Origin of the sequence: Polaribacter sp. AHE13PA (assembly GCF_019278505.1) — a bacterium.
Taxonomy (GTDB): domain Bacteria; phylum Bacteroidota; class Bacteroidia; order Flavobacteriales; family Flavobacteriaceae; genus Polaribacter.
The window spans coordinates 593,458-606,315 of sequence record NZ_CP058985.1; the positions used below are offsets into that span (position 1 = coordinate 593,458).

Below are 12,858 nucleotides of genomic sequence, written 5' to 3' on the forward strand. Positions count from 1 at the left end.
GTGTGTTTTTGTTACTTTTTGTTACGCTTTAAAAATACTTTGTTACTTTTTGTTACCTCTTTTTTAGTGTAAAATTTAGACTTATTATTTATATTTGATTACATAATAAGTGATTCCCCAAAATATTTAATTTTCCCCCAAAATATTTTATCACCATTTTAAACTTTTAAAGCAACTTAGAAATAAGTTGCTTTTTTATTTACAAAGCTTTACAAATATTTTTAATCACACAATAAGTTTAAATCGTAACATAATTTCTATTACTTACAGTTTTTAATCTTCTTTGCTTTTTACTAATTATTATATTTTTATAAATGATAAAAATATAAATTTTGCATCTCTTAAACGAAACGAACTCTTAGAGAATAAATCAACTCAATATCATTGTAAATAGCTTTTTTTTATATGGATACCATTGCCATGATTTCTATTTTTATTAAATAAGTTAATTAGTATGTTCTTTAGACTGTAACTCTGCAGTAAATAATAAAACCATACAAAAGGATATTTCAGTTTATTAAATAACGTGAAGTACCCTTTTGATATGGCTTATGAGAATCGTTGTATTAATTAGAAGAACCGATATTAATTTTTCTTTACAGTATCTTTCTTTTTATTTCCAAAAAGACCACCTAAAACATCTTTTACTTTATCGGTAACCTTATCTTTTGCCGTTTCTGTACTGGTAGAATCCTTTTTAGTGTCACCACCAATTAAATCTTTCAACTTATCTTTTCCTTGATTTATCAATTGATTTTTTTGTTTTTCAACTAAATCCTTTACCAAATTTGTTGTAGCCTCTTTAATATTAGAAGTAAATTTAGGGCTATTAAAACTACCCGTTAAGGTTCCGTTTACAGGAATACTTTTAATACTTGCAGCATCTTTAGCTGTTAGTTTAGCTATTATATTGGTTACATCTGTACCTAAATATTTTACAGGAACATCAAAAACTAAGTTATAATTCATAGATTGATCAAAACCATGTGTCCCTGAAATTATTAAGCCAATATCTTGATAGTTTAAAGGAATTGGTTTTACAGTAACTTTACCATCTTTAAAAGAAAATGCCCCAGTTGCTTCGTTTAAGTTTAGTTTATTTATGTCTAAAAAACTTACTTTTTCTGTTAATGTGGTTAACATTTTAGAATTACTAGCTTTTAGTTTAGTGTCTAACAACTGTCCTATTAAATTTCCAGTAATGGTTTTTAGATTAGGTGTCATATCTTTATTTAAATCACCAGAGACAGTAATAGTAGAATTCATTTTTCCTTCTATGGCTTTTGCTATTGGAGCAATAGATTTTAACATTTCTAAAGCACCAAAAGATTCTCCAATATTTAATTTAGATAGGTTTAAATCCATTTTAAATTTAGGTATAGTTCCTTGGGTAGAAACATTACCATCAAAACCAATATTACCACCAAAAATATCAGATTTTAAATCTTTTAAATCTACTGTTTCATCATGAATTATCAATTGTCCTGAAACATTGGTTAAGTTTATATTGTCATACATTACTTTTTTAGCATTTGCAGTTAGAGTTACGTCTAAAAAAGCAGGTATTTTTAAGGTTGAGCTTGCTGCTGTTTCTGTATTTGTTTTTTCTTCTGTTACAACAGGTGTACTTTCTGTAATAAAATCGCCAACTTTTAAATTGTTAGAATTTAAAACAAAGTTTCCTTTTAAAACTTCATCTTTAAAAATGAAACCGTAAAAATTATCTAAATTTCCATTGATAGCTAAATCAGAACTACCTGTTTTAGCTTTAAATTCGTTTAATTTAATGGTGTTTGTATTAAAAACGATAGATGTTTTATCAATATAAAAAGTATTAGCAACATCTTTACCATCATATTTAAAGTTGCTAAGTGTTAGGTTCCCAGAGTTTTTAATGTTCTGATAGGTTCCTTTTTCAACAGAATTCATATCAAAATTAGTAGAAATATTTGCATTTAAAAGACCTTCTAACTCTTGCTCTATAGGAGCAGGATATACTTTACCAATATTAGCTAAATTAATAGTTCCTTTTGCTGTTAAATTAATATACGGATTGGTGGTAATGTTTTTGAAATTTCCGTTTGCAGCAAAAGTGTCATCATCAATTTTAAAGTTGAATTGATCAATATTTACATATGTGTCTTTAACAAAACCTGTTTTGTTTACAATTTTAGTATCTATGTTTATGTTGGTTACAGATTTAGGTAAATCGGCATACTTAAACAAAGCATTTTTTGAAATAATTTCGATATTAAATGTAGGTATTGTTTTTTCGGACAACGTTCCTTTTACCACACCATTTACTTCAAAATTACCTTCCGTTTTAATAGATTCTAAATTACCTGCATATTGTTTAGGCAATAAAGCCAATGCATTTTTAAATGATGAGGTAGGGGTTTTAAAATTAAGGTCATATAATTGGTTTTCATCAACTAATTGAACAAAACCATCAAACTCTAAAGGCAATTGATTTATATAGCCTGTATTTTCTTTAAAGGTGTATTTGCTGTTTTTTAAATCGATACCAAGTACGGCATCCAAAGAAATTTTTACGTTACTTAAATAGTTTGTTTTGTCTAGGTCTAAAGATAAATAACCTGTTGTTTGGGTATCTAAGTTAAAAACATCTTCAGCAAAGTTTCCTTCACCAGAATGGTAAATACTATCTAAACTCATTTTGGTGTTGCTACCTCTGTCTATGTAATTAAAATTGATGTCTTCCAACTCATAGTCTTCGATGTTTAATGAAAAAGTACTTTCGCTACTTGTTGTTGGCGTTTCTTCGGGTGCTTTTGCGATATCAAAATTTCCATTTCCTTCTTTATCAAATATAATATTGACATCTCCTTCTTTGGTAGCAATACTTTTTATAGAAAGCGTTTCTTTAGAGTTTTTAAAAAGCTCTGTTAGTTTTAAAGATAAGCTTAATTCTTTTGTATTGAATAAAGTATCACCAACAAACGGTGCTTTATTAGCTACAACCACATCGTTTACCGTTAAACTAATTAATGGAAAGTGTTTAAGTAAACTAAGGTCTGCTTCTTTAAAAGTTACAGTAGCGTTTATATTGTTATTAATGGTATTGGTTACGATCACTACAATTTTATCTTTAAACAAAAAGGGAATTGAAATTACTGCTATTATCAATACAAGAGCAGTTATAGAACCCCATTTAAGAATTTTTGAGACTAAAGACTTTTTCTTCTTTTCGGTATTTGTCATTTTTTTAAGTTGATTAAATATCAACAGCAAAAATACAATTTAGACACTCTTTAATGTGTTTATATAACGTTAAATATAAATGAATTGAAAAAAAATACTGTAACTCTTGGTAAGAATTACAGTATTGGTAGTTTAGTATATATTGGTATTATTGCCCAAATATTTCATTTATTCTTTGTTCTAATAAGGCTGGGTCTTCTAAAGTTGCTAAACCTATTTGGTAAAAGAACCATACAATTACCAATAAAAAAATTGCGTTTAAGAGTATACCAATAATTCCTGTTATTTTCCCTGCAGTAGCGTTACCAACGCTATTGTAGTTTTCTGGGTTTAAATTGTATTCTTTTATAGCTTTGTTACCTAAAACTAAAGCGATAATACCTAAAGGCAGCCCTATAATTCCATAACAAATACAAGTTACTAAAGATAAAATACCAAGTACTAAAGAAGTGGTTGCATTGGGTAAATTTTGTTTTTCCATTAATTTTTTTTAAAGTGTAAATAAAGGTTTCATTTTAATGCAGTAACTAATTACGATAACTAGCACGTTTATCGTTGCAAATGATATAATTATTTTCTGCTTGTTCTTAAATCTCGATTTAAAGGTTATCAATATAAATAGAACAAATAATAGTAATGTGTAAATTGCAGGATACATTTTAAAAGCAGCTACAAAGTCTCCTTTTATAAGCAGCATAAATGCTCTTTGAATTCCGCAACCTGGACAATCTATCCCGAAAAGAGATTTATTTAAACAAGGCAGTAAATAATCATTTGTAATTAAAAACATATTTAATTATTTAAACATGTCCATTCCTGGTATGTTTGGCATTCCGCTTTTAGCGGCAACAGCCATTTCTGCATCATTAATTTTAGTTGCTTTTTCGATAGCTTTATTTAAAGCAAGAATTAAATAGTCTTCTAATTCTTCGGCATCTTCAAGTAAAGAATTATCTATAGAAATAGATTTAATTTCTCTGTTTGCTGTTAATGTTATTTTTAGTTTACCATCTGCGGCTACTTCATCTACTAAAACAGTGTTTAATCTTGTTTTTGTTTCTTCTACTTTTTGCTGAGCTTCTTTAAGCTTATTCATCATTCCTGATAAGTCTCCTAACATATTTTTTTATTAAAATTTAAGTTTGTTACAAATTTAGTATTTTTATAAGAATTTAAATCAACCAAAAATGAGAAAAATAGTTATTCCTTTCGTTGTATTAAGTCTTACATTTGCAACCGCTTGTAAAAATGAGACCATGAAAAGTACAGATGCAAAAACTCCAGTAGCAGAAAAACAGCCTACAAAGTTAGAAAAACACGGAGATGTTAGAATAGATAATTATTTTTGGATGCGTTTGTCTGATGAGCAAAAAAATGCCATAGATAAAGACACTCAAACTGAAAAAGTAGTAAATTATTTAGAAGAGGAAAACACCTATTATAATGAGGTAACTGCATATACAAAACCGTTTCAAGGAGAATTATTCGAAGAAATGAAAGGTAGAATAAAAGAAGACGATTCTTCTGTACCTTATAAAGACAACGGTTACTTTTATATTACGCGTTATGAAATAGGGAATCAATACCCAATATATAGCCGTAAAAAAGAAAATTTAGAGGCAGACGAAGAAGTTCTTTTTAATGTAAACGAAATGGCTAAAGATTTCGATTATTATCAATTAGGAGGTTTAAATATTTCTTCGGATAATAAATTAGCCGTTTTTGCAACAGATACTGTAAGTAGAAGACAGTATTTTTTAAGAATTAAAAACTTAGAAACGGGTGAAATTTATAAAGATATTATAGAAAACACAACAGGTGGATCTGTTTGGGCAAACGATAATAAAACTATTTTTTACACCAAAAAGAATCCAGAAACGTTAAGAAGTGAAAAGGTTTTTAGACATGTTTTAGGTACACCAACCTCTGAAGATGTAGAAGTTTTTCATGAAAACGACGATACATTTGGTACGTATGTAACCAAATCTAAATCTGATAAATACATTATTATTGGTTCTTACAATACAATCTCTACAGAAGCACAGTATTTAGATGCAGACAATCCAACAGGAGCATTTACAATGCTACAACCTAGAGAAAGAGATTTAGAATATAGTGTTGCGCATTTTGGAGATTATTTTTACTTGTTAACGAATAAAGATAATGCCATTAACTTTAAGTTGATGAAAACTCCAATTACAAATACTACAAAAGAGAATTGGGTAGATGTAATTCCGCATAGAGATGATACTTTATTAGAAGATTTTTCAATATTTAAAGACTATTTAGTTTTAGAAGAGCGTACTAATGGCTTAAATAAAATACGTATTAAGCGTTGGGATGAAACCAAGGATTACTACTTACCTTTTAATGAAGAAACCTATTCTGTGGGCGTGTATGCAAATCCAGATTTCGATACAGATGTTATTCGTTATTCATACAATTCTTTTACAACACCAAGTTCTGTGATTGATTTCAATATGAAGAATCAATCTAAAGAGGTTAAAAAGGAACAAGAAGTTTTAGGAGGTAAATTTAAGAAAGAAAATTACATAAGCAGACGTGTTTGGGTAAGTGCTAGAGATGGTAAAAAGGTAGCTATTTCTTTGGTTTATCATAAAGATACAGAGCTAAATAATAACACACCGGTATTGCAATATGCTTATGGTTCTTACGGATATACCATTCCAGATAGTTTTTCTACCACTCGTTTAAGTTTATTAGATAGAGGTTTTGTTTATGCGTTGGCACATATCCGAGGTAGCGAATATTTAGGAAGAGAATGGTATGAAGATGGTAAAATGTTGAATAAGAAAAATACCTTTAATGATTTTATCGATTGTTCTCAGTATTTAATTGATAACAACTACACATCACCAGAGCATTTATACGCTATGGGGGGGTCTGCAGGAGGTTTATTAATGGGAGCTATTGTAAATATGAATCCAGAACTGTATAACGGAATTATTGCTTCTGTACCTTTTGTAGATGTAATTTCTACGATGTTAGATGATAGTATTCCGCTTACAACGGGAGAATATGACGAATGGGGTAACCCAAATGACAAGGAGTATTACGATTATATAAAATCGTATTCACCTTATGACCAAGTAAAAGCAAAAGACTACCCGAATATTTTAGTTACTACAGGTTTTCATGATTCTCAAGTACAATATTGGGAGCCAGCAAAGTGGGTTGCAAAATTACGAGAGTTAAAAACAGACAACAATTTACTGTTATTAGAAACAAATATGGAAGCAGGACACGGAGGTGCTTCAGGGCGTTTTGATGCTTTAAAAGAAACTGCTAAAATGTATTCTTTCTTTTTAGCATTAGAGGGTAAATTAGATACCAAATAAATTAAGTATTAAAAACAGTTTCAGTATTTAAGGATTAACCGTACTTTTGCTGCAAGAATCAAAGATCAAATAAGTGTCATTGCGAGCGTAACGAAGCTATTTTTAGCAATAAAAGATAAATACGTAGCGCAAAATCGTAATGACATTTACTTTGAGAATAGTGAGAGAATGACGAGAAACAAAGGAATTACCAATTCAATATTAGATTTAGTAGGTGAAACCCCGCTAATTAAACTTCATAAGATTACAAAAAATCTACCTGGCGGCTATTACGCAAAGTTCGAAGCTTTTAATCCAGGTCATTCAGCAAAAGATAGAATTGCTTTACACATTGTACAAAACGCAGAGAAAAAAGGCATCCTTAAAAAGGGAGCTACCATTGTAGAAACTACTTCAGGTAATACTGGTTTTAGTTTGGCAATGATAAGTATTGTTAAAGGGTATAAATGTATATTAGCAGTAAGTGATAAATCTTCTAAAGATAAAATAGATTTACTAAAATCGATGGGAGCAGAGGTACATGTTTGTCCTGCAAATGTAGCACCAGAAGACCCAAGATCTTATTATGAAGTTGCCAAAGCAATACATAAACAAACAAAGAATTCAGTTTATATAAATCAATACTTTAATGAGCTAAATACAGAGGCACATTATAGAACAACTGGACCAGAAATTTGGGAACAAACGGGAGGTAAGATCACACATTTAGTGGTTGCAAGTGGTACAGGAGGTACTATATCTGGTTCTGGTAAATATTTAAAAGAACAAAATCCGAATATTAAAGTACTCGGAGTAGATGCAATAGGTTCTGTATTAAAGAAATATCATGAAACTAGAGAGCTAGATTTAAATGAAGTAAGTCCGTATAAGATTGAAGGATTGGGTAAAAACTTAATTCCTACGGCTACCGATTTTGATGTGATAGATATCTATGAAAAAGTATCGGATAAAGAAGCTGCTTTAGAGGCTAGAAACATTGTTCGAAAAGAAGGTATTTTTCCAGGATATACAAGTGGAGCTGTTATGCAAGCTACCAAACAATATGCTGCAAAAGATATGTTTAATGAAGATAGTTTTGTAGTGTTAATTTTTGCAGATCATGGATCTCGTTATATGAATAAAATTTATAGCGATGATTGGATGAAAGAAAATAAATTTTTGTAAAAAGAATAGAAACAAACGCAATTTGATTAACTGCAAAAAAAGCAGTTTCTTTGCGTTTCGAATAACAATAATAAAATAGAGCACATGGCGAAAGATTTATTTGAAAGAATAGAAGCAGATAAAGGTCCCTTAGGTAAATGGGCAAAACAAGCAGAAGGCTATTATGTTTTTCCAAAGTTAGAAGGACCAATCTCTAACAGGATGTCTTTTAATGGTAAGAAAGTTGTTACTTGGAGTATCAACGATTATTTAGGTTTGGCTAATCATCCTGAAGTTTTAAAGGTAGATGGTGCTGCAGCTGCAGAACATGGTATGGCTTACCCAATGGGTGCTAGAATGATGTCTGGACATACAGAATTTCATGAACAATTAGAAAAAGAATGTGCAGAATTTGTTGAAAAAGATGCTGCATATTTGGTAAACTTTGGATACCAAGGTATGGTGTCTGCTATTGATGCTTTAGTAACTAAAAACGATATTATTGTCTATGATATGGATACACATGCGTGTATTATAGATGGTGTTCGTTTGCATGCTGGTAAACGTTTTGTTTACAAGCACAACGACATGGAAAGTTTTGAGAAAAACATTAAGCGTGCTCAAAGAATGGCAGAGAAAACAGGCGGTGGAATCTTAGTGATTTCTGAAGGTGTTTTTGGAATGCGTGGAGAGCAAGGTCGTTTAAAAGAAATTGTTGCTTTTAAAAAAGAATATAATTTTAGACTTTTAGTAGATGATGCTCATGGTTTTGGTACCTTAGGTAAAGACGGTAAAGGAACAGGAGTAGAGCAAGGAGTACAAGATGAAATAGATGTATATTTTGCAACGTTTGCAAAGTCTATGGCAGGTATTGGAGCTTTCTTTGCAGGTAATAAAGAAGTAATACAGTATTTACAATACAATATGCGTTCTCAGATGTTTGCTAAATCATTGCCAATGGCAATGGTTAAAGGAGCATTAAAACGTTTAGATATGTTGCGTACAATGCCTGAGTTAAAAGAAACTTTGTGGAGAAACACAAATGCTTTACAATCTGGTTTGCGTGATGCTGGTTTCGATTTAGGAACTACACAAACATGTATTACACCAGTATTCTTAAAGGGAGATATACCAGAAGCAATGGCTATGGTAAATGATTTACGTGAAAACCACGGGATTTTCTGTTCTATTGTTGTATATCCTGTAATACCAAAAGGATTAATTATTTTAAGATTAATTCCAACTACAACACATACACAAGAAGATATAGACGAAACAATTACTGCATTTTCCGCAATTAGAGAATTGTTAGAAAACGGTACTTATAAAAAGATTGCAGCTTCTATGGTGTAATTTTTTATCTCTTTAGATATTATAAAAAACCGAGCTATATAGCTCGGTTTTTGTGTTTATAATTTTCACTTTTTAACTTCTATATTTCTTAAAGTTTAAATACACTTCAGAATTAAGGAATATGCCTTGTTGGTACATAAATAAAATGTTAAACTAATTAATTGAATTTAAGCGATCATTTAGAGAAGTATTTATGAATGAAGAGATTTTTAAATTATGTTTAATTTATAGGCATAAAAAAACCTCATCATTTTAAAATGATGAGGTTTGTATATATAGTTTAGTACTATTTAGCTTTCTCTACGTTTTCTTCCAAAACCGCCAGAAGATCTTCTCTCTCCAGAAGCACTACCTGAACTTCTGTTAGCTCTGTCTGGTCTATCAGAAGAACGTCTGTCAGATCTTCCTCTACTAGAAGAACCTTCAGAACCTCTACGTCTTCCAAAACCACCATCTTTTTTACCGAAAGGTTTTTTACCACCTCTTCGTCCACCACCAGAACGTTCTTTCTTAGTAATCTCTATGTTTACAGAGCGTCCGTCAAAATCTGGTTGATTGCTAGCAAAAGCTTCTAATGTTTGGTCTTCGAAATTTTTATCAAGTTCAAAGAAAGAGAAAGTATCTAAAATATCTATAGAACCAATTTCAATCTTATCTCCAATATTTTGGTCGTTAATTAAACCAATTAATTTACCTGGGTTTAAGTTGTCTTTTCTACCAATATTGATAAAGAAACGGGTCATGTTTTCATTCTCCATTCTAGCTCTAGAGTTGTCTCTAGAAGATAGATCGTTTAAATCTTTAGAGTTTTCATAATACTTTAACATGGTATTAAATTCTAAAGAAACAAATTTTTTGATTAACTCTTCTCTATCTAAAGATTCTAGTTTCTCATAAATATTTGGTAAAAACTCCTCCATTTCAGATTCGTTTACTTCCGTATTTTGAACCTTATCAATTAAATTCATTAATTGATTTTGAACAATTTCTTTTCCAGAAGGAACTTTACCTTCTAAGAATTTCTTCTTAATGATTCTTTCAATCTGGCGTAATTTCCCTTTTTCTTTACCGTTAACTAAAACAATAGAAATACCTTTGTTACCAGCTCTACCAGTTCTACCACTTCTGTGTGTGTAGTTTTCTATCTGGTCTGGTAATTTATGGTTTATTACGTGTGTCAATTCAGTAACATCCAATCCACGAGCAGCAACATCTGTAGCTACTAAAATCTGAATTGTTTTCTTACGGAATTTACCCATTACAGAATCTCTTTGTGCTTGAGATAAATCTCCGTGTAAAGCATCTGCACTATAACCGTCTTTTATTAAATTGTCTGCAACCTCTTGTGTTTCTCTACGAGTTCTACAAAAAATAATTGCATAAATATCAGGGTTTAAATCTGCTATTCTTTTTAATGCTGGGTAACGTGTTCTTTCTGTAACTCCATAAAACTCATGAGTTACATTATCTGAACCTGTATTTTTTTCACCAGAAGTAATTTCTACTGGTTTTGTCATATAGTTTTTTGCAATAGACTCTACCTCTCTAGGGAAAGTTGCAGAAAACAATAAGGTTTGTTTTGTTTCTGGAGTAGCTTCTAAGACTTTATCTAACTCGTCTTTAAAACCCATGTTTAACATTTCATCAGCTTCGTCTAAGACTAACCATTGAACGTTTCCTAATTTTAAAGCTCTTCTGTTAATTAAATCTACAGTTCTACCTGGAGTTCCAACTACTATTTGTGCACCTCTTTTTAAAGATCTAATTTGATCTTCCATACTAGAACCACCATATACGGTAGCTACTTTAACATCTGGTAAATACTTACAAAAGTCTTTAATATTATTACCAATCTGAACTGCAAGTTCTCTTGTTGGTGATAAAATAATTGCTTGTACGTTTTTACTGCTTGTATCTAAAAGCTCTAATATTGGCAAACTAAAAGCAGCAGTTTTACCTGTACCTGTTTGTGCAAATGCTTTTAAATCGTCTGTAGATGAAATAATTTGTGGAATTGCTTTTTCCTGAATTACGGTAGGTTTTTCGTAACCTAAATCCGTCAATGCTCTGTTAATCGGTTCTTTTAAACCTAATTCTAAAAATGTTGACATTACTGTGTTTTTTTGGATTCACAGAACGCCCACCTGCAAACCCGATTATAAATTCGACCTGATTATTAATGAGTTAGACTCAGAATAAAAATCGTGCAAATGTACAACTAATTTTTAGATTATCGAAATAAATTACTAATCTCTTAGTTTTTTTAAATCAGAATATAATTTTTTAGAAGAAATAGAAGCAAAACCATTTGTAATAATTCCTTCTTTATTAATGATAATAGATCTTGTCATTTTACTGGTTAAGAACTTATTGGCTTCACTTTCTTCTGTAATAAAAAATTGATTCTTTATATCTAATTGCTCAATTCGATCTTGTGTACTTCCGTCAATTTTTATTTGAATAAATTGTATATCCGGAAATTGTTTGCTTAAATAATTAATTCTAGAAGAGATATACATTGGTGTTGTATTCTCTGGATTCCAGAATAATAGAAACGTATTTTTGTTTTTTGTAATGTCTTTTATAGAATAAATGCCGTTCGTTAAATCTGTAATGGTAAAATCTACCAATTCTTGTCCTTTACGTAATTCTTCACTGTCTAATAGCAATAGTTTTACATGTTCTTTGTCTTTAGTATTTGTACTTAGTTTAAAATAAGTTTCAAAAGCTTCTTTATTTACATTGCAACTAGATTTTTTATAAAAATGACTAATAACTGTTTGTTTTAGAAAAGCATTCTTAGAAGCATCAGATGTAATATTCTTGTCTATTGTTTTTAATAAATCTACTGTAAAGTCAGAAGAATACTCATTAGTCATTGGTTTATGGCCTAAAGAATAGGTGCTGTTATATAAAAAATTTCTAACGTATTTAGAGTAAGGTTGATAGTACATTAAAGAATCATTATTTACACCTGCAGATGCTCTATGCTTGTAAAAAGACTTGTTCACTTTATGAAAGTCTTTTTTATGGTTATATCTTAGGTGAGCAATAGGATATCTTTCTATTCTAGAAAATATAGGGTAGGTAAGTGCCACATTTAAAACGCGTTTAAATCCTTTTGTTTCTCCTGGATGATTCTCGGCGTATTCTTTAAATGTTTTATCTTTTAACACGAGTAGAGAATCTGTCTTTTTAATAAAATTATCAGGCGTTAATTGATTTAATTTGTAAAACATTTTATTGTCTCTTTCTTCTTGTAAAAAGCAATCTATTAAAATATTATTTCTTTCTGCACCTTTACCAGCATAAACAATAGACTCATCAAAATCCCAGGTGTTTAAACGCAGCATTAAGCTATCTTGTTGTTCTAAGTAGATAAATTGGTTTTCATTACCATGTGCAAAATAGTACAAACCTTCATTGGCGTTTTCTAATTTCCCTAAAAACCTATTGTCTTTATTTAGGAACAAAGTATCGATTACTTTTTCCATAGAAAATAATACAACATATTTAGATTTTGGGTTTATAATCTTACCACCAAAATAAGTTGCTGTATTTTTAGAATTAGAAGTACAGCCTACAAAGGCGGTAATTGTAATTAATAAAATTATATGAAGTAGATTTTTAATCATTTACTCTAGGGATCTATTCTTTATAACAAAGTTAGGTATTCATCTAGGCTATTGTTGTTAATTCATTGTTAAAATAGTTCTTAAATTGGTCATAAAAACCAAATTATAATTTATTGAAAACCGTTTTAAATCAAGGGGTAAAAGAT

Annotated in this window: 9 protein-coding genes; 3 read left to right on the forward strand and 6 right to left on the reverse strand. The window is 30.1% G+C overall.

All coding sequences use genetic code 11. The features are described 5' to 3' along the window. Positions 1–585 precede the first annotated feature (585 nt). The 4 genes from H0I28_RS02620 to H0I28_RS02635 form a co-directional block, all read right to left on the reverse strand. Complete coding sequence (locus H0I28_RS02620) at positions 586–3,222, reverse strand: AsmA-like C-terminal region-containing protein (protein WP_218760350.1); 2,637 nt, start codon at positions 3,220–3,222, stop codon at positions 586–588. 148 nt (positions 3,223–3,370) lie between these two features. Further along, positions 3,371–3,703: a CCC motif membrane protein gene (locus H0I28_RS02625; protein ID WP_218733122.1), complete on the reverse strand. Its 333-nt coding sequence runs from the start codon at positions 3,701–3,703 to the stop codon at positions 3,371–3,373. A gap of 9 nt (positions 3,704–3,712) precedes the next feature. Continuing rightward, complete coding sequence (locus H0I28_RS02630; RefSeq protein ID WP_218760352.1) at positions 3,713–4,012, reverse strand: DUF2752 domain-containing protein; 300 nt, start codon at positions 4,010–4,012, stop codon at positions 3,713–3,715. 6 nt (positions 4,013–4,018) lie between these two features. After that, positions 4,019–4,342, reverse strand: coding sequence for a YbaB/EbfC family nucleoid-associated protein (locus H0I28_RS02635; protein WP_218760354.1), 324 nt, complete (start codon positions 4,340–4,342; stop codon positions 4,019–4,021). Between the two features lie 136 nt (positions 4,343–4,478). On the opposite strand from H0I28_RS02635, the gene H0I28_RS02640 reads away from it, so the two are divergent. The 3 genes from H0I28_RS02640 (at position 4,479) to H0I28_RS02650 (ending at position 9,077) form a co-directional block, all read left to right on the forward strand. Then, on the forward strand, positions 4,479–6,581 hold the full coding sequence (locus H0I28_RS02640; protein WP_254712871.1) for a S9 family peptidase: 2,103 nt from the start codon (positions 4,479–4,481) through the stop codon (positions 6,579–6,581). A 168-nt stretch (positions 6,582–6,749) separates the two neighbouring features. Further along, positions 6,750–7,745, forward strand: coding sequence for a PLP-dependent cysteine synthase family protein (locus H0I28_RS02645; protein ID WP_218752710.1), 996 nt, complete (start codon positions 6,750–6,752; stop codon positions 7,743–7,745). 84 nt (positions 7,746–7,829) lie between these two features. Further along, on the forward strand, positions 7,830–9,077 hold the full coding sequence (locus H0I28_RS02650; RefSeq protein WP_218733127.1) for an aminotransferase class I/II-fold pyridoxal phosphate-dependent enzyme: 1,248 nt from the start codon (positions 7,830–7,832) through the stop codon (positions 9,075–9,077). Positions 9,078–9,367: 290 nt separating this feature from the next. On the opposite strand, the gene H0I28_RS02655 is transcribed toward H0I28_RS02650, so the two are convergent. Next, positions 9,368–11,188, reverse strand: coding sequence for a DEAD/DEAH box helicase (locus H0I28_RS02655; RefSeq protein WP_218752711.1), 1,821 nt, complete (start codon positions 11,186–11,188; stop codon positions 9,368–9,370). A 135-nt stretch (positions 11,189–11,323) separates the two neighbouring features. Further along, a complete protein-coding gene (locus H0I28_RS02660) occupies positions 11,324–12,712 on the reverse strand; it encodes a hypothetical protein (protein WP_218760357.1) in 1,389 nt (462 codons plus the stop codon). Between the last annotated feature and the right edge of the window lie 146 nt (positions 12,713–12,858).